Origin of the sequence: Seinonella peptonophila (assembly GCF_900129355.1) — a bacterium.
Classification (GTDB): Bacteria; Bacillota; Bacilli; order Thermoactinomycetales; family Thermoactinomycetaceae; genus Seinonella; species Seinonella peptonophila.
Map to the genome: position 1 here is coordinate 705,937 of NZ_FQVL01000001.1, position 24,503 is coordinate 730,439.

The window sequence follows — 24,503 nt, forward strand, 5'->3', positions numbered from 1 at the left end:
AATTGTATAAATTCCGGCTATCGACAATCGCTGAGAACTATAAATAAGCCTTCGCGCTGCTCATGTAGCGTTTTATCATTTTATATTACAATTTTCTAACATTATTTTCCGATGTTTTATTTAATTTTTATATAAAATTATATTGACGTAAACAATTAATTTGTTTAGTATACAAATTAATTGTAGGCATTAATATGGAGGCCATAATGAAATCAAATGTACCAAATACTTTGCGCGTGTTAAATAAAACTCTAGTCTTAAATATAATTCGCCAAAACTATCCACTATCACGTGCTCAAATTGCCAAAAAGGCAAATTTAACACGTTCCACCATTTCTGAAATTGTCCAAGAATTACTAGATGAAAATATGATCTATGAAAAAGGAGTAGATCATGGAGGTCTTGGACGTAAGGGGGTGTTACTACACTATAACGAGGATTATGGCTATGTAATTGGGGTTGACTTAGGGGGTACGAAAATCTCTCTAGGCCTCGTTGATTTCAATGGGAATCTCAAACACCAAAAAACGGTTCCAACATTTCAAGTAGCAGATAATCAAGTGTTCATCCAGATGCTTGTAAAAGAAATTGAAACACTAATACTAGAAACAAATCACGATCCTAAAAAGCTTCGAGCATTAGGGGTGGCCAGTCCAGGAATTATAGATTATCAAAATGGAGTGGTGCTTGAAGGATCTCCTAACCTACCACAATGGGAAAATTTATCATTGAGACAAATCATGACAAAACACTTCCATGTGCCTGTGGTAATCGAAAATGATGTCCGAGCTGGATTAATCGGTGAGATATGGCAAGGTTCTTGTAAAAATACGCAAAGCGCAATGCTACTTTCACTAGGGACAGGGATTGGATCAGCATTATTAATTGATGGAAAGATTGTCAGGGGTTCACATAATGCAGCAGGTGAAATTGGATATATGCTGTTCAGTAAACAAGATTTAGAGGTAGATTGGTCTGATCGAGGAGGAAGGTTTGAATCACTCGCTTCAGGACCAAGTTTTGCTAAACTTTATGCTGAACGTAACCCAACGGCCATGAACCTTTCTACGCCTGAAGTATTTCAACTTGCCCAATCAGGAAATGAAACTGCTAAACAAGTGATCGATGACATCGTTGAATACATTTGCATCGCCATTCTAAATGTGATTACCATGATTAATCCTGAAAAAGTGATTATCACAGGCGGTGTTGCTCGATCAGGGGAACTATTTTTGGACAAACTAAGAGAAAGAATTCAGTTTCATACCTTAAACCGTACAAATGTTGAGATTCAACTCTCGAATCTTTATGAACTGGCCGCAATTTATGGAATTTCCATTCTTGCCTTAAGTTCTTTAGAACCTTCCATTCAATTTGTGGATGTTGATATCTGTTAGTCAGGAAAGGAGAACACCCCTTGAACAAGCTTGAAATTCATGGACTAAGTAAAGTATTTCAGAGCCAAATGGGACCTGTTACCGCACTTGAAAACATACATTTCGATGTCAAAGAAGGGGAGTTTATTTCCATTGTTGGAACATCTGGATGTGGAAAATCTACATTACTTAACATCATTTCCGGATTAGAGTCCCATACCACAGGTGAAATTCTACTGGATCAAATTCCAGTGCAGGGTCCTGGCTCAGATCGTGCTGTTGTCTTTCAATCTGACGCCACTTTCCCTTGGCTTACCGTTTATGAAAACATTGAATATGGTTTAAAAGTAAAAAAAATAGATCCTAAACAACGTAAACAAATAGTGGAGGAACTGCTCTCTCTATTGGAATTGGACAAATTCTCCTCTGCTTACCCCAAAGAACTATCCGGAGGCATGAGAAAGCGAATTGATATTGGACGAGCATATGCTGTTCAACCTGAGATATTACTGATGGATGAACCTTTTGGTGCTTTAGATATCGTTACTCGTGAAATGATGCAAGATGAATTATTACGTATCTGGTCAGAACGAAAAAAAACAGTCATTTTTATTACCCATGACTTAGAAGAAGCAATGTATCTGTCAGACAGAATTATTTTACTAAGTCCAAGACCTGGGCGAATTAAAGAAGTGATTCCCATCGATTTTCCTAGACCACGTTCAGGGCAGCTAAGGGAATCACAGGAGTTTTATCAATTACGAAACCAATTACGTCATATTATGGGGCAATAAATATGAAAAAAATGAACATCAAGATTTTTAGTTTTCTCTCTGTATTGATCTTAATTGGGATTTGGTTGTTATTAACTTTAAGCGGATGGGTGAAACCTCTTTTTTTACCTGGACCGAAGGAATTATACGAAGTGATAACCACATCCTATAAAGATGTTTTTATGCACATGGGCTATACTTTAATTCGTCAGCTTGGTGGATTTGTTATTGGCTCTCTAGCGGGAATTATCGTAGGGCTACTGATTGCTTCCAATCGTTATATAGAGGCTTTTATGGACCCAATCATTGAGATTTTGCGTCCGATTCCTCCTTTGGCCATCATTCCTCTGTTGATCTTATGGCTAGGAATTGGAGCCTTACCACAAATGCTGTTAGTTGTGTTTGGCTGTTTTGTCATTGTGATTGTGAGCACAGTTGAGGCCGTCCGCAATGTTCCCCGCATTTATATCAATGCCGCACGAACATTAGGTGCCAATTCTTTTTCTGTATATCGCACCATCGTATTACCAGCTATTATCCCTTCGTTGGTTGGCGCTATCCGTGTAGCTGCTGGAGCTTCATTTGGACTCGTGGTTGCTGCGGAGTTTATGGGTGCACAAGAAGGTATTGGGTATTATATGATTATTGCTCAACGATATCTACGCACAGATATGATTTTACTTTCTATTATCATCATTAGCGCACTCGCTTGGTTAACAGATCAAGCAATTCGTATCCTTGAGCGACGTTTAACTCGCTGGTCAGAACGCCATAGCTAAACTGCTTCAAACACATGTAGTTGAAGTTATCGATTTATGTAATCGATTACAATATTTCTAGCTTTCTAATATATGCAGCAAGAAACCCATTATTGAGAGGAGCTCTATACATGAAAAAGTGGTCTATTCTTGTTTTAATCTTCGCATTCGCAATTAGTATGGTTGGTTGTAGCAGTGGTTCTGAATCAGGTGATTTGACCAAAGTAAACGTAGGGTTAATGCCTTATTATGATTACTCGCCTTTAGCTTTTGCAGAAGAAAAAGGTTTCTTTAAAGCAGAAGGAATCGATTTTAAATCAACAATGTTTCCAGTAGAAGGAAATGTAGCACCAGCATTGGTACAAGGTTCAATCGATATTGGGGCATTTTCAGATACACCTTCCATTACACTAGCTTCTCAATTTCCAGACCTAGAAATGGTCAGCTTTCACAATGTCTTCAAAGGGTTTGCTATTGTAGGTAGAAAAGGTAGTAAAACATACGATCAACTAATCAAAGAAGGAAAAGATGGTCAAGCAGCGGCTGTGGAGTTAGGAAAACAATTAAAAGGAAAATCTATTATTACCACATCTGGCGCTTCATTTTATATGGTCATTGAACAAGCTTTAAAAAATGCAGGTCTGTCTAAAAAAGACGTAAAAATCATTGATATGGAGCCAGATCAAGGTGCTTCGGCATTTATCTCAGGCACAGGAGATTTTTACTTAGGCGGACTTCCCCAGCGAGAAAAATTAGAACAAGAAGGCTATCCAGCTATTATCAGTGGTGATCAAATCGGTTCTGGTGCCGTTATCCTTGCCGGACTGGCATCTACGAAAAAATTTGTTTCTGAGCACCCAGAAGTGATTCAAAAAATGGAAAAAGTTTGGTTTAAAACATTGGACTATATGCAAAAACATCCAGATGAAGCATATAAATTTGTTGCTGATTGGTCTAATAAACAATCAGGAGGCAAAAGCAAACCAGCAGATGTGAAGAAATTTTTCACTGACTATATTACATTTGCTCACTCGAAAGCAGAAGCCCAAAAACTATTTTACGATCCTAATTCACCAACGAATTGGAAAAAAAGATATGAAAATTTAATCCAATATCATGAGGAAAGTAAAGAAATTAAAAAAGGGTCTGTTAAACTCGATCAATTGGTTCCTGCTGAAAAAATCTTTTCAGATCTTAAATAGAAAAAGGAGCATGTAATATGGCCGGTATTCACCTCCATCCTCATGACATCCTTGATGAAGGAATAGAAAATATTTACCGACATCTTGCGAAAATGGGTCATATCAAGACCCTTTTTCCGCAAGTGAATACCATCTTTGAACGCAATCCAAACCCAATCGGTCACTTGCCACATAATCCTGTTCATCCTGTTGTTATGGGAAATGGTAAACTTTATGCCCCGATAGATCCACAATCAGTATCTCCCCGACTCTATCAAGTTGGGGATCAAGTAATCCAAGACCATGATCCTTTACAAATGCTCTTGGATTTTAATCAAGCACAATATCAAGTAATACCTTGGGTAAATATTTTTAATGGTCAGTTTGCTGGAGAGATACAAGAAAATGCTATTTATGATTTTAGAGGAAACATAGTGAAAGAATGGCTTTGTCCCAATAGTCCCGATGTATTGCCCATGTGGACGAAAACCTTAAGACTGCTTGCCGAGAAATATGGCTTCCATACTTTTATGATTGATCGGATTCGTTATCCAGATTGGTCAGGTAAACATATCAACCCACAAGAGTTATTCACTTGTTTCTGTTCACATTGTCAATCAAAAATGAAACACCAAGGAATTGAACCCAAGCAAGTCATATTGGAAATGGAACAGATTGCTTCAATGTTGAAAAAAAATGATTTTCAAATAGCAGTGGATACCTACTTACAGTCCACATTTATACAGAATTGGTTGCGATTTCGTCAAAACAGTATTACCCAATTTGTGCAATCCTTACAACATCAAACTCCTGAACTTACTTATTGGATTGATCTATGGCCTCCCGCCTATTCATGGATTCTAGGTCAAGATTACCAGGAATTAACCAAAATATCGAAGACTCTCAAACATTTCCCCTATCACAAATTAGGGGGAGGAGCCGATGTACAAGGATTCATTGAGTACTTTGCAAAAGATGAACCAACGCAAGAAGCTGCATACCATGCTTTTGGTCAGCTTTTCAATCTTCCTTTTAAACAAACCTATCAAGAATTTAAACGGTTCGGATTTCCTATCCAATTTGTTCAAGCCGAAAACCTTAAGGCTCGTATCCTCTCGCAACCAGGAACATTTATCTATAGTGGGATCCAAATGTGGAATATCAGTAACGAACATCTATCTGAAGCAATCCAAGCAGGACGATCTTCTGAAGCTGATGATCTAATCTACTATTGTTATGGTTGGGCAGAATTAAGGCACTTTAAAGTGATTGAATCATTGACAGATTCGTAAAGGAAATGAGGAATCACTGCAAATAAAAAGACTTGAGCACCCAACAGGCGACTCAAGTTTTTTTATGTTAGCATAGGAAAGGGAGTATTCTTCATTTTACTTTATTTGGTGTTATCTTTCATAACCACTTTATCGTTCTCTTATATCTGTCTCTCTATTACGCAATTCGGGCTGTTGAGTTATTTGTTTATAGGCGCATCTTGTTAATTCGGATATTAATCTCCCATTATTTAAAAAAATCTTTTGATACTTGAATCCATTATTATCTGTTAATGTTCTATCGGTATTCGTTAATATAACTTTCTGTAGATTAATACATTCTGAAATGATATTGACCTGTTCTTCAAGCCTAAATTGTGTTAACGCCTCTACCATATCAGAAGGATTCATCCTATTAAAGCTATTATGTATTCCCAACATATTTTTCCTCAAATAATCGCTCGTTTCGATCATATCACTAATCCCACCAATTAGCTGAGGAAGTCTCTGAATATCTTTTGAGTTCAAACTTAACGGATGTTGAATAGCTCTTTTAATCACATTCAACTCTCCTCTCTCAATGTATCTACTATTAGTAGGTCTTATGGGGAAGATCCTTGCAAGGCTATTGTACAAAAAAGAAAGTGAGCGATCGACTGGAAATTGCCCCTCTGGTGGTCGCAAAGCATTCCGATAATTTAATAGTCCTAGTTTATAACCCAGCTGTGACATGCCGCTAGCCACAGCTAATCGATTATGTATTGAGTTCCCTTCAAACATCAGTGGTGTTCGTCTCTTCCTAGTCATTAACTTATTTGTCTTAATTTCAATATATTCTAAATTACGCTTCCATAATGCAATCATTTCTTTAGATACTGGTGATTTTTTTGATAAACCTACCATCTTTGTTGTCCATTTAGTTAGCAGATCAATTGCCTCAAGACCTTTCTGAGCATCTTCTCTTGCGTTTTTGTTACTCAACACTTTCGCTACCCAATCTAATCCTTGTCTATTGATAATTAGAGAATCGCCGAATTCTTTTTGCCATTCCCTTTTCTTTAGATACTGGTTATACCGTTGCGAAGTTACTTTATAAATATAACCCGAATTTTCAACCAACAAAGTTTGCACTTGAGTAGATTCATCTGGTGATAGATTCGAATCTTGTGCATATTTTTTTGTAAGCATTTGCTGTACATAAATCAACGCAGCTATAGGTTGTGCTCGAACAGACGGCTGCATAGATTCCAATAATTTACTATTACTAGGAAATATTAATTGGCTTAGCAATTTTATCTCATTCACTGATAAATCTGGTCTATTCAGTAATTTTCCCACCTTCACGATTGCACCTACATAGGACTCTAATTCATTCTTACTCAGTTCATGAGATCCAGCCGCTACCTTTTGCATAAGCCCAAACTCTTCATCTGTCAGTTGAGATGCTTCGAGACTGGTTTTTAAAGGCATAATTCTACTCATACTTTCGAGAATGAATTGTATGGTTTGTGCAAGTCTTTCTGGTGTTGAACCAGTAACAGCTGTTTCATTACGTAATCGATTCACTTGAACTAATATTTGAGAGAGTGATACCACTATTTTAAATTGCCTCATTGTTTTATGCGGGCTGATTAAGTTTTCATCAATCTGTTCAGATTGTTGTCTTACTTCCTTCTCCAAATCAAAAAGCACTGGAAAAGGATTCGTCTCATTCATTGGAAAAAGAGAAAACGTTTTAGCAAAATCATTCCAAATTCTCTCTGCTCTTGCGAAATCAGAACTACTTTGCTGTTTCATCGTAATTGTGTTAGCAATAATCATCCGTTCATTCTTTGATAACTGATAAGATTCCATGATCAACCATTCCTTTCGTATTCGATATAGATACATTACCAACTGACGAGCTCTGTAGTGTTCAAATTTAACTTTGATGAATCGTATATGGTATTAGATTTTTCTGTATTTATCTGATCGAATAATTGATAAATTCTCTTTTGGTACTGTTAGTCTGTTTCTATGAGAGGAAATAAAGCGACGGATGACTTTTTTTAACGTCGGGGGAACTCTTTTTTCCTGTAATTTTCCAAATGAATATTTATTGATCTTTTGAAGTTTGTTATACCAATCCTCCAGCTTTACTGCATCAAGTGGTTGATCAGAAACTAGACTCTGTACTGTGAATTGATTCAGTTGACGATCTTCCCATGTACTACTAGATAACATATAAACCCTTGCCTGAATACCAAGTAAAGACAGATAAACATCATGCTTATTTTCTAAAGGCGCGTGTTCTTGATGCTCTTTTGGTATCGGATGTCTACTCTTCTTCTCCAGTTGTTGCTGTAGTCGAGTGGTCATCCATCTTGCTTGCTTGACATTTCCTTTCTGCACATTTTCATCTAAAATTCCTGTAAATACTCGACAAGCTACCAGGAGATTTTCCATTTCTGCAGCATCCATCTGATATGGTGGTGACGTCCCTTGAAGAAACCGTAACCCTTTTGCAATCGGTTCAATAATACATGTATCCATCCGCTCTGTTGTAGAAATTGGATAACCATGGTATTTCAAAATACGAAAAATATTTTCCTTTTCCTGTAAAGATACAGCTAATGGATTTAGTCGAAAATCTAGAAATTGCTCAGCACCTTGAAACCAATTCCAATCTTGACTTGATCTATTTAGTTTTCCTTTACTAAGCTTAACCTGTACATATAATCTGTACCACTTCAAATCGTCTTTCATCGGTATTTCCGGCCGCTCTACCTCGGACCAAATTCGCTTTAATATACCTCGATCTCTCTCACCTTTATTCCATTGATCAAGTACGTTTAAAAATAAAGGTAAAAGTATTTCTTCTTTCTGTTGTACACTCCGAATATACTTGGGTGAAAGCAATTGACTAGGTAATTGAAAGACATAAGAAAAACGGGAAACTATTTGATAAAAATCAGAGTTAGTTTCAATTTCTAGTTGACCCCCTTTCTCTTTTATTAACTCCAATTTCAACTGAGTTTTCTGAATTAAACGAGCCAATTCCAATGAATTTCCATACAGTGATTTCTTAGCTGTAGGAAACAAATACAGTGGCTTTTGTCCGATCAAATCAGGCATTAATATTCGCGACGTTTGTTTTTCAAACGATTCTCTATCTTCTATTGTATTCAGTCGATCTAACTCTTCAGAGTAGGCTTCTAAACACTGTCTAATTTCATTCATCTTTTGGGTTGAGATTATTGTTGGTTTTGATAACTCAAATAAGCCTCTCTCTAATTTTTCAGTTTCCCATTTCTGAATCCTTGGCTGGATGTATTTATCCATGATCGGCTCTGGTATAAGATACCCTTCCTTAACTACTTGGTGCACCATTCGCTCCCTGTCCGCTTTAGTAAACAGACGACTGGAGAGCTGAATGTTCTGAGCGAAACGTTCCATCGATCTATGGAAATCCGAGTTCGTTTCAATTCCTAGTTGACTCCCTTTTTCTTTTATTAACTCCAATTTCAATTGTGTTTTCCGAATGAAACGAGCCAATTCCAATGAATTTCCATACAGTGATTTCTTAGCTATAGGAAACAAGTGCAGTGCCTGATTTCCGATCAAATCAGGCATTAAAATTCGCGACGTTTGTTTTTCAAATGATTCCCTATCTTCTATTGTATTCAGTCGATCTAACTCTTTAGAATAGATTTCTAAATGCTGTCTGATTTCATTCATCTTTTGGTTTGAGATTGTTGTTGGTTTTGATAACTCGAATAAGCCTTTCTGTAATTCCTCAATTCCCCATTTCTGAATCCTTCGCTCCATATGCTCATTGATCCGTTTAGAAGAAGATAAATTTACATTTGTAGCTTGCTGTTTCATGTTTTCTCTATCGACGGCTGTAAGAATATGGACTGGTAATTGAATCTTATTAGTAAACTGATCAATCGTCTGATAGAAATAAGATTTATTTTTAATCCCTAATTGGTTTCCGTTTTCTTTAATCGATTTGAGTCTTGACTGAGCATTCTGAAGTAAACGCGCCATCTTTATACTATCCATACTAGGCGAGGTTTCCAAAGGAAACAACTGCAATTGCTCATGTTTTCCTAAAAAATTAGGCATTAGAATTCTTGGGATTTGTGTCTCTAATATTTCTTTATCTTTGATTTTATCGAGTCGATCTAACTCCGCACAGAATTCTTCCAAAAGTTTTCTAACTTCAATCATCTGTGTAGATGAAGGCATCATTGGTTTTGATAACTCAAACAAGCTTTTCTCTAATTCTTCAATTTCCCATTCTTGTATCCTTCGCTCAATATGTTCATCAATGTCCAGTTTGGAAGGAAAGAAACCATCATTCTTTGCTTGTTGCACCAATTGTTCCCGACTCTCAGATGAAAATAAACGCCCAGATAATTGAATATTACGTGTAAAACGATTGATTGATAAATTAAAATAGCTTCGACGTCGAATCCCTAATTTCTTTCCTTTTTTTTTAAATAGCTCAAGCTTTAACTGAGCACTTTGAATCAAACACGCCAATTCCAATTCATTTCCACTCAGTGGAGTTTGTGCGGTTGAAAACAAACGAATTTGTTCATGTTTACCTAAAAGATTTTTCATTAAAATTCTTGGTGTCTGTTTTTCCAATGTTTCTTTATCTTCCGTTGAATAAAGCCGGTCTAACTCTGCATGGAACGATTCAAATAACGACTTGGCTTTATCTATCTGTTTAGGTGAAGTTGTTTTTGATAATCCAAGTAAAACATCTTCTAATTCTCGAACTTCCCATTCCCAAATCTTTCTTTTGATATATTCCTCATTAATCGCCTTTGATAGAGAAAAACCATCTTCTACTATTTGTTGTACCATTAGTTCTCGATCTTTGGTTGTAAATAAACGACTGGATAATTGAATGTAATGATTAAAGCGATCAATTGATCTATAAAAATAGGAACCTTGTTCAATTTCTAATCTCTCTCCGTTTTCTCTAATTAATTTGAGCTTTATTTGAGCCTTCTGAATGAATCGAGCCAATTCCAATTCATTTGCACTGAGCGATGTTTGCGGTTCTGAAAATAAGCGTAATTGCTTATGCTTCACTATAAAATCAAACAGTAAAATCTTAGGAGTTTGCTCCTCTAATATTTCTTTATCTTCTATCATAAAGAGTCGATTTAACTCTGTATGAAATGATTCCAAGAGCTGTTTGGTATGATCAATCTGTTGCGGTAACCGTACTGTTGGTTTTGATAACTCAAATAAGCCTTTCTGTAATTCCTCAATTTCCCATTCTTGTATCCTGCTCTCGATATATTTATCAATCGTCAATTTAGAAGGAAAAAAACCACTATATGATAATTGTTGGAGGATTTGTTCTTTATTCTCTGATGTAAACTGTCGGCTTGGTAATTGGATGTTATGATTAAAACGATCAATTGATTGATTGAAATGAGTATGCGTTTCAATTCCTAATTTATTCCCTTTTTGTTTGATTAACTCGAGTTTTAATTGAGCTGTCAGAATCAAACTAGTTAATTCCAATTCATTTTCGGTGAGAGGAATTTGTGTTGCAGAAAACAAGCGTAGTTCCTTTTTCGCTAAAAAATTATGCATTAAAATTTTTGGCGTCTGTGATGCCAAGTCATTTTTATCTTGGAGTTGAAAAAGTCGATCTAACTCTGCATGGAATGATTCAAATAGTTGTTTCGTTTCATCAATCAGTTCTGCTGATCGTAATTCGAGTTGAGCTAATTTAACTAAATTCCTCTGTATTTCGGTAGGTTTCCAGTCCTTAGTTTTCTGTAACGATTGCTCTATCTCTATGGGAGGAATATTCATTCCCTTTTCATTAGCCAGTTGCAATTCTCTTTCTCGTTCTTCTAACGATAAATAATGCTGAGGAAAACGAATGGCATTCATCAATTGATGTAACTTTTGATGAGTCAGGTCTTTTTCAGGAATTTTCGTCTCCAATATTGCTAAATTAGTCCTTATTTTTCGAAGCAAGAGAAAAAACTCGGCTTCTTGGTCTGTTAATGGAAGTTGGATTGCATTCAAGTCTAAACTTTGATCCTTTAAAAAATCTGGGATCACACTTTGGTTGAATTGTTGTCGAAGCAAAGTATGATTCTTAAATCCATTCAAACGATCCAGCTCTTGATTAAAATCATTCAATAACTTACATGAATTTTCAATCGATTCGTGATTCCTATGAATTGCAACATTATGTAAATTCCACTCTAATGATCTTTGCTGTTCAATTTTCCATGGAGTTAACCATTTTGATTCCATTTCCTCAGATAACGCAAACCCCTCAAAGGCGATCTGTTGAGCCATTTGTTGCTTGTCAGATAATGATAAAACCGAGGAAGGAATTTCAATTTTAGTTACAAATAAACGAATAGCTTCAGAAAGATTGAATCCATCTTTCATCGCAAATCGACTAGCCATTGCATCATATTTCAGTTGAGCTTGCCATAATAAATGAACTAATTTTTGCTCTTGACTTTCTAAAGGAGGTTTAAAACATCGAATTTGTATAAATTTATCTCTTAATGGATAGGTCATCAAAACATTCCAAACCTGTACTTGCACTTGCTGAAGCTCTTCTATTTCATTAAGTCGATCCAATTCAACATGAAGCTTTTCGAATAGGTCAATTAATTTTTCAAGGCTGTTTGATGAAATAACCTCCCAATTCAATTTAATTAGACCTTTTTTGAGTTCTCTTATCTCCTCTAATTGAATTGCTTGACCGTTCATTTCATCATTCACCCCAATTCACTCTGATGTGTAAGTAGATTAGATAATTTACTTGTTCATATCTGAACCATGCCAATCTACTATATCCTTATTATAATTTCTATTCTTGTAATTTCCCTTTATTATCATAACATTTCTCTTTTAGATTTAGCATACTTTGCGTACATTTCTGAGAAGTTAAAGATAGAACTGCACCAGTATTGATTGTAGTCAGTCTGTTCCAATTGATGAATCGCACAACAATTTCTAATATAATAAATGATAATGAGTAATATCCGAATTACTCGCCTAGTAATGGATGGAGTATATTCTAGGCAAGATTCAGTAAACTGAAGCAATCTGATATCCGAAGGCCCTATAGAGGGCCCATTGCTCTAGGAGCAGCCATGTGTCTGAAACAAATTGCACTCCAGATTGTGAAGCTCTCGATCTGGAGTGTGCTGACAGTTGCTGTCATGCAGAAAAAAACCCCTTGGTGGGTTAAAAGTCAGGTCATCCTCAATCTAATGTCCCTAGGTATCCTACACATTGCCAACGGACAGTTACTCTTCAACGGGATCGGCATCCATCTAGAAAGCCAAGGCAAAGGCAAGTACATCGCAGGATTTTTCATGACAGCGATGATCTGCCAAGTAGTTTCGAGCTCGATCAATGCTTGGGCAATGAAACGCTGGCGAGAAAAGACCGTACTGATGTGGTCAGTCACTCTCGAGCTAATGGGACCTGCGCTCCTGATCATCGGCATTCAGCATGGGAACATCCTATTCTACTTTGTTTCCGTGACTATCATTGCCTTTCTTGGGACACAAACCCTTCTAGCGTGTCAACTCCTGTTGCGTCAGCAACTAGGGAAGGACCACATAGTGGGAACATCTTCTCAAAAGCTGGTGTTAGCGGCGGCAATTGCCCTAGCCACATTCTTTGCCTTTCAAGCCCCACTGATCGTATGGGCATGGGTCATGGCAGGGATCGGTGTACTGAAATTGGTCATGGCGATCTTCGTCAAGCCACTGGCAGTGGAATCTGGTGATTTGACATCTGAACATCTGCCAAATCTCTTCTCCATCTCGAAAGAGATCACTGCGAAATCGATCCAACACATCCGCTGGAACTGGTTCCCGAAATGGATGCGTGATCCAGCAACTCGCGTATCACTCGGTGGATTCCCCGCTCTTATCGGCAGCTATTGCTTCGGAAAACTGCTTCCGTTAAGCTCAGTGTTCGCTAATCCACAACAAGCGGGAACGATCTTAGCACTTATCTCCTTAACCACGGGACTCCTACAGTTCCAGTTAAGCCGATTTGTGGATCAATATCGACAGTTCAACAATCTCGTCATCTCATTCTGCCATTTCTTTGCCTTGATTGGGCTCTGCTTAATCTGGTTGGAAGGATGGTGGATCATCATCGCTACTATGTCGTGGATCATGGGTTTGTGCTCGATCAGTCTGGTCAGCCATACCGCCTACGCTGTAGCACACAATAACAAACTAGGCAATAGCCTGCCAACCGTTACATCGAACACTGCGGGGGTCGCTGGTGGTTTTTACATCGGCTACTTCGAAGCTACAGCAGGATATGACGCTGCCCTAGGGTGGCTCTCCCTGTTTACTGGCGCCTCTTTCGTCTGTTCGATATTTCTGTGGCGAGTTCACAAACTGCCACAAAAATAACGGCCCCCCACTCGGTCAAGTAAGGAGACTGCGTGGGGGATATGTATAATTAACTGAAAAATCCGATATTTATAATCCCCTCTACTATGAAAGAACAGTATGTGGTTCTGCTTTGCAGAATTTCTACTGTAATTCCTACTCTTTACTATATAATATGCAACAATCTCTATTTACTTCAGATTTTAAGGCTTTCTCTTGATATTGAAAAAGCTCTAAATCCATTCCATGCTCCTATTCGTTGGGATTTTCTTGATGAAAGCGCTCTACCGTTTTATTTATTTCTTCATCTTCAGTAAAGAGCAAAGCTGTAATTACCGCTCCTTAACAAACCTAATGCCATTTGGTATAATGGCTCCGCAAACAGACTGAGTAAAGTAAAATTATTTTCTGAGGAAACAAATGAAATTTATAGATCCAAGGAGGAATACTATGAATAGATCGGTAGAGGCTTTATTCAAGCCTTTCCACACCAATAAACTAACTCTCCCCAATCGGATTGTAATGGCACCAATGACTCGTGCTTTTTCACCAAATGGAATTCCTACAGAAGAAGTTGTAGATTACTATAAACGCAGAGCAGAAAATGAGGTGGGTTTAATCATTACGGAAGGAACGGCAATTAACCACCCAGCTGCTTCTAGTGATCCAAACGTACCTTTTTTCTATGGGGAGGCAGCACTCAAAGGATGGGAAAACGTAGTAACGGCTGTTCATCAAGTAGGAGGTAAAATGATTCCTCAGCTTTGGCATGTAGGTATCCAGCGCCCTGTGGGAAGTCTACCATTTCCAGATGTAAAGCCAATCAGCCCATCTGGTATCACATCTTCTGGTGAGAAAGTAACTGAAGCAATGACAGAGAAAGAAATCCAAGCAGTTATCAAGGCTTATGCTGATGCCGCGACAAATGCCAAACGAATTGGCTTTGATGGTATTGAACTACATGGCGCACATGGATATTTAATCGATCAATTTTTTTGGAAAGCTACCAATAAGCGAACCGATAAATATGGAGGAAATATAGTAGATAGAACGCGTTTTGCAGTGGAGGTAATCAAAGCTTGTCGAGAAGCCGTTGGAGAAGACTTCCCGATTGTATTTCGATTTTCTCAATGGAAAACTGGAGCATATACAGAAAAACTAGCAAAATCTCCACAAGAACTGGAACAATTCCTGCTTGCCCTTTCCGATGCTGGTGTAGACATCTTCCACGCCTCTACTCGACGTTTTTGGGAGCCTGAGTTTAAAGATTCCACCCTGAATCTTGCTGGTTGGACCAAAAAACTGACTGGAAAACCAACGATAACAGTAGGCTCTGTCGGTTTAGATGATATATTTGCACCAGGAGTAAAGGCAAAAAATGCACCTATTGATGAATTGATCAACAGACTTGAGCAACAAGAATTTGATCTTGTAGCTGTCGGACGAGCATTACTTGTTGATCCTACTTGGGCACATAAGTTGCATACTGGGAATACAAAAGATATGATTCCTTATTCCCCTGAAGCTTTAAAAACATTGTCTTGACCACTCCACACGCATGAATGCGGGGGATTCTTGGGTAATCTCACGCAACCGAGTGAAATGGGGACCAAGTATAGACCGTGAGCCCACGGCAAGATGTTAATGGCTGCGTTCATGTCTCGATCATGATGCTTGTTACAATCTGAACATATCCATTCTCTGAAGTTTAAATCCTTCACATCCTTGCTGAAGCATCCGCTACAAAAGCAACGTTGACTGGATGGGGAATTCTTCCTCACTTTTACAAGCGTTCTTCCATACCATTTGCTTTGTATTCGAGCATGGAAACAAACTCAGACCAATGAGCTAAAAACTTCTTCTATTTATATAGACGATTATTTGTATAGTTCTTCAAAAAACTCGATTTATTAAAATCGAGGTAGCTTTTCAAAACACAGCTATAATTATATACAATCCGTACTATTGAACCTAATTCAACCGAAGATAGTATTATAAAGTTTCCAAAGCCCTAAGGACTGGTGGAGCTGAGATATTGCTTTTGGATCCATTTCGCTGGCTTCAGTCAATTGATTGAGCCGAAAGTATCCAGCTCCAGCAAGGGCACTATATGCTGACTTTTTTTGTTTTTCATGTTTCTTCAACTATGATTACCTTTTTTTGTGCCAACTCATTAAAGTGTATTTGTCAAATACATATTCTCCTACCATCTACATAACGCCCTTCACCAAATACCATATCCTTAGATCAAACATACTGCTTCCTTATCAACTCGATCTTTTTGTTTATATATTCGATCGCTTCTATCGGTTCTATAATTTTTGCCTCATGCCCTAATCCCCAAATCATATCAACATAAAAATATAGATCTTTACGAGGTATTTTTAGACGAATCGTTGTGCCTCCATCTTCATTTTTTTCATAGTCGGCAGTATGGAACCAACTATTTGAATCAATTTTTGTAATCCCATTGGGTGTAAGTTTTATGGTGAGCATGACATTTTCAAGATGCTTCTTTTCAAATGTATCCCAATTAAATACTGTTCGTTGATCAATCTCATCTTGAAAAGGAATTGAGTCATTTAGTTCAGCATGAAGAATTCGATCTGCCCGGAAAAGGCGGTATTGGTTACGCATAAAACAAAAAGCTGGGCAATACCAATATCCTTGACTGGCATAGATCCCAATCGGTTGGATATTTCTTAGGGATTCTTGTTTGTTTGAACTATATTGAATAGCTACAACTTTTTGTAGCATGATTGCCTGCAATAATGTTTTTACAATGGAAGAGGATATTGATCGTTTAGGGTTCCAGATTACAAATTTGTTTTTTAAACGATCAATTTGTTCCTTTGTATCTTTTGGTAAATAATGATAAAACTTATGCAATGCTGATGTGGCCTCATCTTCAAACGGCACTGATCCAAAATATTGCAATGATTGACAAGCGAAAAAAATAGATATCGCTTCTTTTTCCAAGAATGCAATGGGTGGAAGCATCCTTTCACGTAACAACCGATAGCCTCCTCCACGACCTTGAACAGAATAGATAGGAAACCCTAGATCACTTAAATCCTGTAAATCTCGGGAAATCGTGCGAGTGGATAAATTGAATTCCTCAGCTAATTCTCGTGCAGTGAAGCTCATTTTCATATTGATAACCATCATTAGTTGAAGCAGTCGCTGGGACTTATGCATACCCTTCTACCCTTTCAATTTTATTTTTTACATAAAATAAACGTTTTTTGTCTTATTTACGTGTTACAGTATCAATCGTACCAAAGTAGTCAAGAAAAAGATAAAAAAGGAGGGTATTTTTATGCAAATGAAGCCATTTACATTAGAGCTATCGGAAGAAATATTAGATGATTTATTTACAAGAGTAAAACATTCTCGACTTCCTGATGAATTGGATAATGCAGGTTGGGATTATGGTGTACCTCCTGCTTATATAAAAGAGCTCATCCATTATTGAACCTCTTCTTATAATTGGAGAAAACAGGAAGAACGATTAAATGAATATCCTCAATTTATAACAGAAATCGATGGAGCAAATATTCATTTTCTACATGTTCGTTCCCCTGAACCAAACGCTACACCATTATTACTTATTCATGGATGGCCAAGTTCGATTTTTGAATTTCTTGATATCATTAAGCCGCTTACTGACCCTAGAAGATTTGGAAAAGACCCAGCAGATGCCTTTCATCTAGTCATTCCATCAGTACCTGATTATGCTTTTTCAGGTCCCACTCCTGAACGTGGATGGAATCGCACACGAATTGCCAAAGCGTTCAATAAATTAATGCACCAACTTGGCTATCAGCAGTTTGCTGTACATGGTGGTGACATAGGCGCTCACATTTCTCTTGAACTAGGAGTTACCCAACCTAAGAGCCTGCTAGGTATACATGTTTTACAAGTTTTCGCGTTTCCGAATAGTCCTGAAGAGATGGAAAAGTTGTCTGAAGAAGAAATGAAACGGTTACATCATATGTTTGATTTTCAAAAACGAGCTGGATACCTAGCTATACAATCCACTCGTCCGCTGACTCTAGCCTATTCTTTGACCGATTCTCCCATTGGACAACTGAGTTGGAGCGCTGATTTTTATGCTGTTTTCGGTGACACCATTGACGAAGTAGATAAAGATTTCCTCCTCACAAATGTAATGATTTATTGGATTACTCAAACTGCCAATTCCTCTTCCTGCCTGTATTTTGAAGATGAGCAAAGTGGTGTGACGAGAGAAAAGAAATTAAATACCGTCCCTACAGGGGTAGCTGTGTTCCCTAATGATTTCCAATCATTTCGCAGATTTGCGGAACGAGAAAATCATATTGTTCACTGGTCTGAATTTGATCAAGGTGGTCATTTCGCTGCCATTGAAGAACCTGAATCGCTAGTTGGAGATATTCGCACTTTCTTTAAAGAGATTAGAAATACGCGTTAATTTGTACAAGAAGAATGAAACACAATCTAACCCTTATTTAGATCTCGCACTCTTATTTCACTTTAGATATCCAGTAAAAACAGAACATATTTTAAGTGAATTTAATCGTACATGAATAAAACCAGCCAATATTTAGGCTGGTTTATTTATTATGGAACTAAGGATTCATTCATAATGGGAGAAACTGCAACTGTCTCCTATTGCAAAACCAAAATCTGGTGGTATATCCGATTGTGTAATAATTGAATTTCTTTGGAAAAGGGGATATCCTGATCAATCTAGGTAATGGTTTTACCTTGAATCTTAGAGAGTATTTGTATAGATCGATGCGATCGCTTTCACTTGGGAGACAACCTTCGCCCGTAATTCCTCTGGTGCCAAAACTTCAACAAGAGGGCCATAGCTGAGAATAATTTCACAGGCGGATTCAAGCGTCTCGAATTCGATGTCCAGCTCCGTCCACTCACAACCTTCCTTTGTTTCATGGCTTCGCATAATTTTGGTATACCGCTCTTTCCCAATGCGCGTACGTAGCTTTTCATTGATCCTCAACCGAGCTGGATAACGGGGCAGATTTTTCTTGAACCGATCCATAGATTGCTCCCAATACCTTTCCAGATCGAAGTCGACCGGCCGCTCAAACGATTCCTCCAACATGCGGGCGTTCATAAGGCGGGAAATTCGATACGTTCGCATGTCTCCGTCCGATTCTGCGACCAAATACCAGACGTTTCGTTTGGCGACGATGCCGAGTGGATGGACGACCCTTTCCACGATCACTTCTTCCCTGCGATACTGCATGTACAGCTTCCGCTCTTCCCAGACAGCTTCCTGAACTGTCCGCAAATGTTCGAACGATTCATCCGACTGGTGCCAGCTAGCCCCGTCAATAAGCATCCTCTGACGCACCATTTCGGCATCCTTCTTTATTGACTTTGGAGACGCAGCTAATAATTTTTGAAAGACAGCTTCAAAATCAACTTTAATGCCAAGGTCATCTAGCTGTTTGGACGGATTGGACAGCAGCAGTGATAAGATTTCCTCTGTCTTCATCCCCGTCAAATTGGTCTTATATCCTTCCGATAAAACCCATCCCCCTCCGGCTCCGCGCTCAGCGTAGACCGGTATGCTCGCCGCGCTTAACGCTTCCATATCGCGAAAGATGGTACGCTCCGACACCTCCAGCTTTTCCGCTAACTCCCGCGACGTCATTTTCCCATAATTTTGCAGCAATAACAGAATAGAAAGCAATCGATCCGCTCTCAAGTCGATCCTCCTTACTGAATCGTTTATATATGTTTTTTATTGTACCACTCTAATATGACAGCAGTTGTCATATTACATTTGCTACACTGCAAATGCAGAAATAAACTTTAAAAGGATAGGGGAACGATCGCATGAGCAAACAACAAAGAAATATCGTACGATACTTTCCAATATTGCCTGGAGGGTGCATTTCATTATCCAAAGGAAAGCATTCAAAGGTTCCTTTGGGGCTGAAAGAGGTTCAGCAGCACGACATGCAAATCTTCCAGGTTCGTAATAGGCTTCACTCACAAGCAGGTGAAAAAATATGAAGGATATTATTGAAATACGGGGCGCACGAGAGAACAATTTGAAAAATATTTCTTTGACCATCCCCAAACATAAGCTCATCGTGTTAACGGGGGTCTCCGGTTCCGGCAAATCGTCGATTGCCATGCATACGCTGCAAAAAGAATGCCAAAGACAATACATGGAATCAATGGGGATGGTCACCGATTATTTAAACAAGCCTAACGTTGACTCCATAACCGGATTGTCCCCTTCCATCAGCATTGGACAGCATAATAACAATCGCAATCCGCGGTCTACTGTCGGTACTGTGACCGAGATTTATACATACCTTCGGGTACTCTATGCACGCCTTGGCGAACGTCCCTGCCCTTCCTGCGAGCGTCAGGTGAAGCCGACTTTCGAACGACAGATCAGCTTATCGACGCCCGATAAGGAAAGCGATCAATTGTTGGAGGAAGAAAGCGATGAGGAGCACATCGTGGAGTGCCCTTTTTGTCAACATAAGCTCCCCGAACTGACAATGGCTCATTTTTCTTTCAATAAAGCACAAGGTGCCTGCACGTCTTGCGGTGGACTAGGATTTACAAGCCAGATCATACAGGAGGCGATTTTCGATGAAAAGTTAGGTGTCGCTCAAGGCGGCGTCAAGGCATGGGATACAGACTTCATACTCTCGTATTATATGGATTCGCTGCAATCGGCAGCGGTTCACTATGGCTTCGAATTTGATGTTCATCTCCCGATCAAAGACTATAACGAAGTGCAGCGTACGCTGTTATTTTACGGTGTTTCCAGCGAGCCTTTCCAGGCAATGTTTCCAGGCAAAAAGCCACCGAAGAAAGTCGGAGAGGGCAAATTCGAAGGGATCATCACCACATTTCAGAAAAAATACCATGAAGCTCTGAACGATGAAGAGAGCCGCAAAAAGTGGACTTCTTATTTTGCCTCGCAAACATGCGAAGCATGCCATGGTACCCGGCTAAAGAAAGAAAGCCGGGTGGTTACGCTTGACGGAGCATCGATCGTAGAGGTTAACGAATACGCTCTGGATGAGCTGTGGGATTGGCTGCAACGGCTACATTCTAAGCTCAGCGAGGAAGCAAACGTGATCCTTCAACCGATTCTTCAGGATTTAACAGAACGAATCCGGAGATACCTCGATATCGGTCTTTACTACTTGACGTTGTCTCGTTCCGCAGTTTCCCTGTCTGGGGGAGAAGCACAACGGCTGCGGATCGCCTCCTTGCTTGGTTCGGGGTTAACCGGGGTACTGTATATTCTGGATGAGCCGACGACAGGTCTGCATCCAAGAGATTCGTACAAGCTGTTGGCAGCGCTGAAGCGTCTTCGCGATTTGGGCAATACTGTATTACTGATAGAGCATGATGTCGATGTGATGGAACAGGCCGACTACATCATCGATATCGGGCCGAAAGCCGGCAAGGACGGCGGTTATATTGTAGGAGTGGGATCACCTCAAGAGCTACAACGCATTCCCTCATCCGTTACAGGACCCTATTTGTTTACACATACACCCTATCGTGGAGCTCCAAGGCGAACAAAGGGAAATCAATCACTTGTGATTAAGAATGCTTCAGAGCATAACTTGAAAAAGGTGACAGTGTCCGTTCCACTGCATCGGTTCGTTGCAATTACCGGCGTTTCTGGCTCGGGGAAATCCACATTTTTATTCGATGTGGTGGAACAAGCAATTCAGCAGGGTCGTTCGGATGAACGTGTCAGCGGAATGGAGTATATCAGCAAAATGATCACGGTTCATCAAGAACCGGTCGGCAAAATCTCCCGCTCGAATATCGCGACCTACACGGATTTATTCACGATGATCCGCGCCCTCTACGCCGGGCTGCCAGATGCCAAACGTCGAAAACTGAGGGCCAAGCATTTTTCGTTTAACACAGCCGGTGGACGTTGCGAGAAGTGCAAAGGTCTTGGTGTGTTACAGATGGGCATGCACTTTCTGCCCAATGTCGAAGTGAAATGTCCTTCCTGTAATGGAAAAAGATTCAAGAAAGACGTTCTGGAGGTGAAATATCAAGGGTACAGCATCTCCGACATGTTGGATTTGACCGTGGAGGAGTGTCTTCCACTATTCGAGAAGCATGAGGAGATTAGGCGCAAGCTGGAGTTGCTAATCGAAGTGGGGCTCCATTATATTAAACTGGGGCAGCCTACAAGCACGTTATCCGGCGGAGAAGCGCAGAGAATGAAATTGTCCAGAGAGCTCGGGAAAAACAGGGGCAGCCATACTCTGTTTTTACTGGATGAACCAACGACAGGACTGCATCCGGCAGATGTAGAGCGGCTCATCGCTTTCCTGAACAAGCTTGTTGACCAAGGGCATACAGTCATTGCGATCGAACATCATCTGGATGTCATTTGCGCTGCCGATTGGATCATCGACTTCGGACCAGCAGGCGGCAAATCGGGTGGAACCATTATAGCGCAAGGGACGCCTGAAGAGGTGCAACATGTCGAATCCTCTTACACCGGACAGTACTTGAAAGAGCGTCTGTCGTCCGGACATTGATTCATCTGCGAAATAGAACCTAATAATTGATAGTGGTCTCATCTATGTGAGTACCGTCGGTCGAAAGCCTCAGACTGTTTCGTAATACGGGTTGGCGAAGTTATAATTGCCTGATACCTCCAGTCAAGGGAGCAGCAACGATTCGTTCTTTTTTATGTCATAAGATATATTACATTACAACCTTTGGTTTCTTATAGAGATCGAAGGTTGTTTGTTATTTAAAATAAAAAAGACCAACCAATCCCTACTCGTACATAAGTGGGTGAGATTGGTTAGAAGTCATGCATTTATCTCCATTTATTCCTCACAATAAATCACTTAATAATTCCATCACCTCTTTTACTCGTTCTGGTTGCAAACAGTAATAAATCCGTTTTCCCTCCCTCTGCTCAGTAATAAACTTCTCTTCTTTCAACAGTCTGAGATGATACGACAGCTTTGATGATGTAATTTGATCTAATTTAAATTGGAGATCAGTGGGACAAAGAGCGGTTGGTACTTCATTGCAAATAGGTGCTAGACACGTTTCATCTCGCCCATTCTTTAACAAATGCAAAATCTTGATCCGAATTGGATCACTGAGTACTTTTGCTGGTTTTGCTAACAATGATTCGTCAATGGTTTTCATAAATTAATTATAACATGTCGAATTGACATTTCAAATTTATTTGAGGTATAATCAATTCAAATTTATTTGAAATGAAGGTGTAAATATATTATGTCCACTCTTGTTAAAACTCGTTATCTCACTTTTAGCTTAGTCTTATTAGCTTTGGCTCAATTGATTTATGCCCTAGATTTAAACATTGTATTTGTGGCCTTGCCTGAAATTGGGCGCGAACTTGGATTTACAGGTCAAACTCTCCAATGGGTTGTTAGTGCTTATACAATTTTTTGCGGCGGTTTTATGCTGTTTGGAGGTCGTGCAGCCGATTTAATTGGACAAAAAAAGATGTTCATATTTGCCTTACTCGTTTATGGACTCTCATCATTACTCGGCGGATTGTCTTGGAATACAACAGTGATCATTATCGCTCGCTCTATTCAAGGGATTGGAGGAGCATTACTTTTCCCTGCTACGTTATCATTAATTAATCGCTTATTCGAAGAAGGTCCTAGTCGAAATCGTGCACTTGCAGTCTGGGGAGGTGCAGGCGCAAGTGGTTTAACAATCGGCTCACTTTTAGGTGGCGTTTTAACAAATAGCTATGGCTGGGAAGCTGTCTTTTACGTTAATGTTCCACTTGCAGGGATTGTCGCACTCGCTGCTCTATTTGTTTTACCTGCTGATCAAATAAGAGATCATAAACGAAGTTTTGATATCCCTGGTGCAATCACGGTCACTTTAGGTGCCACATTACTTGTTTACGTTCTTGTACAAGGTCCTGAATCAGGTTGGACTTCATTAAGCGTAATCATTTGTGCAATCGGTTCGATCATTCTTCTTACCAGGTTTGCTTTGATTGAGCAACGAACATCCGATCCATTAATGCCCATTAGCTTGTTACATAATCGCCATTTGGTTACTGGTTTGACCACCACGTTTATCTATATGGGTACGTTTGGTGCGCTACCTTATTTCCTAACAGTACTCTTTCAAAATGTGCAACATTTTAACGCGCTGCAAACTGGATTTGCTTTTTTCATTCCCTCAATAGCGATTGCCATTGGAACACAACTTGGTGCACAGTTTACCACACGTTTTACAGCGCGCAACACGTTATTAACAGGATTTATGATTGGAGTAATCGGCACTGCTCTACTACCCTTAGGATCATATCCAGATAGTAATTATTGGTTCATTGTACCCGGACTCGTTATCTCAGGAATTGGTCAAGGAATCACTTGGACATGTATGTGGATCATTGCTTCCATCGGCGTGAAAGATAAAGAGCAAGGAGTCGCTTCAGGCATTGCTTCAACATCTTTAAATATCGGTAACGCAATTGGTATGGCTGTTTTAATTGCCATCGCCAATGCAGGAGTACATGGAAAAACAGGTTCACTTCTTCTTACTTCTATAGCGTCTGGCAGCCGGACCGCTTTTTATCTAGCATCCGTTGGCATGCTAGTTGGAACCATCGTCGCTTTAACCCTACCGCGCCAAAAGAAACAGATCAATCAATAAAATCTCGTTCATCAGTTTGTAGACAAAGTCACATGATCAACTCGTGATCATGGTTC

17 protein-coding genes and 1 pseudogene are annotated in these 24,503 nt (G+C 39.3%); 11 read left to right on the forward strand and 7 right to left on the reverse strand.

Going from position 1 to position 24,503, the window contains the following annotated elements:
* The first annotated feature begins 206 nt into the window (after positions 1–206).
* From BUB71_RS03440 to BUB71_RS03460, 5 genes are all read left to right on the forward strand, one after another.
* Positions 207–1,397, forward strand: coding sequence for an ROK family transcriptional regulator (locus BUB71_RS03440; protein WP_073152005.1), 1,191 nt, complete (start codon positions 207–209; stop codon positions 1,395–1,397).
* Positions 1,398–1,417: 20 nt separating this feature from the next.
* Positions 1,418–2,170 carry an ABC transporter ATP-binding protein gene (locus BUB71_RS03445; RefSeq protein WP_073152008.1) on the forward strand — a complete coding sequence of 251 codons (753 nt, stop codon included), beginning with the start codon at positions 1,418–1,420 and terminating at the stop codon, positions 2,168–2,170.
* 2 nt (positions 2,171–2,172) lie between these two features.
* The gene (locus BUB71_RS03450; RefSeq protein ID WP_245815500.1) at positions 2,173–2,928 is read left to right on the forward strand and encodes an ABC transporter permease; all 756 of its coding nucleotides are present in this window, start codon (positions 2,173–2,175) and stop codon (positions 2,926–2,928) included.
* Between the two features lie 110 nt (positions 2,929–3,038).
* A complete protein-coding gene (locus BUB71_RS03455; protein ID WP_073152011.1) occupies positions 3,039–4,109 on the forward strand; it encodes an ABC transporter substrate-binding protein in 1,071 nt (356 codons plus the stop codon).
* Between the two features lie 17 nt (positions 4,110–4,126).
* On the forward strand, positions 4,127–5,380 hold the full coding sequence (locus BUB71_RS03460; RefSeq protein ID WP_073152014.1) for a hypothetical protein: 1,254 nt from the start codon (positions 4,127–4,129) through the stop codon (positions 5,378–5,380).
* 129 nt (positions 5,381–5,509) lie between these two features.
* On the opposite strand, the gene BUB71_RS03465 is transcribed toward BUB71_RS03460, so the two are convergent.
* Both BUB71_RS03465 and BUB71_RS03470 read right to left on the reverse strand, forming a co-directional pair.
* A complete protein-coding gene (locus BUB71_RS03465) occupies positions 5,510–7,213 on the reverse strand; it encodes a hypothetical protein (protein ID WP_073152017.1) in 1,704 nt (567 codons plus the stop codon).
* 93 nt (positions 7,214–7,306) lie between these two features.
* Positions 7,307–12,109: a hypothetical protein gene (locus tag BUB71_RS03470; protein WP_073152020.1), complete on the reverse strand. Its 4,803-nt coding sequence runs from the start codon at positions 12,107–12,109 to the stop codon at positions 7,307–7,309.
* Positions 12,110–12,495: 386 nt separating this feature from the next.
* Here BUB71_RS03470 and BUB71_RS03475 point away from each other — a divergent pair, with 386 nt between their 5' ends.
* Positions 12,496–13,782, forward strand: a complete 1,287-nt coding sequence (locus BUB71_RS03475) for a hypothetical protein (RefSeq protein ID WP_073152023.1) — start codon at positions 12,496–12,498, stop codon at positions 13,780–13,782.
* A gap of 429 nt (positions 13,783–14,211) precedes the next feature.
* The gene (locus BUB71_RS03480) at positions 14,212–15,306 is read left to right on the forward strand and encodes an NADH:flavin oxidoreductase (protein WP_084730999.1); all 1,095 of its coding nucleotides are present in this window, start codon (positions 14,212–14,214) and stop codon (positions 15,304–15,306) included.
* On the opposite strand, the gene BUB71_RS03485 is transcribed toward BUB71_RS03480, so the two are convergent.
* The 3 genes from BUB71_RS03485 to BUB71_RS03490 all read right to left on the reverse strand — a co-directional run bounded on the left by BUB71_RS03485 (position 15,273) and on the right by BUB71_RS03490 (position 16,959).
* Entirely contained in the window at positions 15,273–15,542 is a 270-nt protein-coding gene (locus BUB71_RS03485; RefSeq protein WP_073152031.1) for a zinc ribbon domain-containing protein, read from the reverse strand. The genes BUB71_RS03480 and BUB71_RS03485 overlap by 34 nt on opposite strands.
* 195 nt (positions 15,543–15,737) lie before the next feature.
* Positions 15,738–15,905, reverse strand: a complete 168-nt coding sequence (locus tag BUB71_RS19385; RefSeq protein ID WP_175552269.1) for a hypothetical protein — start codon at positions 15,903–15,905, stop codon at positions 15,738–15,740.
* Between the two features lie 103 nt (positions 15,906–16,008).
* Complete coding sequence (locus tag BUB71_RS03490) at positions 16,009–16,959, reverse strand: helix-turn-helix transcriptional regulator (protein WP_073152034.1); 951 nt, start codon at positions 16,957–16,959, stop codon at positions 16,009–16,011.
* Between the two features lie 127 nt (positions 16,960–17,086).
* Between BUB71_RS03490 and BUB71_RS03495 the strand changes: the two are divergent.
* A pseudogene (locus tag BUB71_RS03495) lies at positions 17,087–18,214 on the forward strand (epoxide hydrolase family protein).
* Between the two features lie 303 nt (positions 18,215–18,517).
* Here BUB71_RS03495 and BUB71_RS03500 read toward each other — a convergent pair.
* Entirely contained in the window at positions 18,518–19,480 is a 963-nt protein-coding gene (locus tag BUB71_RS03500) for a helix-turn-helix transcriptional regulator (protein ID WP_073152037.1), read from the reverse strand.
* A 131-nt stretch (positions 19,481–19,611) separates the two neighbouring features.
* On the opposite strand from BUB71_RS03500, the gene BUB71_RS03505 reads away from it, so the two are divergent.
* Positions 19,612–19,791 carry a hypothetical protein gene (locus tag BUB71_RS03505; protein ID WP_073152041.1) on the forward strand — a complete coding sequence of 60 codons (180 nt, stop codon included), beginning with the start codon at positions 19,612–19,614 and terminating at the stop codon, positions 19,789–19,791.
* The gene (gene uvrA, locus BUB71_RS03510; RefSeq protein ID WP_073152044.1) at positions 19,788–22,319 is read left to right on the forward strand and encodes an excinuclease ABC subunit UvrA; all 2,532 of its coding nucleotides are present in this window, start codon (positions 19,788–19,790) and stop codon (positions 22,317–22,319) included. The genes BUB71_RS03505 and uvrA overlap by 4 nt, the downstream gene beginning before the upstream one ends.
* 304 nt (positions 22,320–22,623) lie before the next feature.
* Here uvrA and BUB71_RS03515 read toward each other — a convergent pair whose 3' ends face one another.
* On the reverse strand, positions 22,624–22,947 hold the full coding sequence (locus BUB71_RS03515) for an ArsR/SmtB family transcription factor (RefSeq protein WP_073152047.1): 324 nt from the start codon (positions 22,945–22,947) through the stop codon (positions 22,624–22,626).
* A gap of 90 nt (positions 22,948–23,037) precedes the next feature.
* Between BUB71_RS03515 and BUB71_RS03520 the strand changes: the two genes are divergently transcribed.
* Positions 23,038–24,447 (forward strand): MFS transporter, encoded by a 1,410-nt coding sequence (locus BUB71_RS03520; RefSeq protein ID WP_139278962.1) that lies wholly within the window; start codon positions 23,038–23,040, stop codon positions 24,445–24,447.
* Positions 24,448–24,503: the final 56 nt, after the last annotated feature.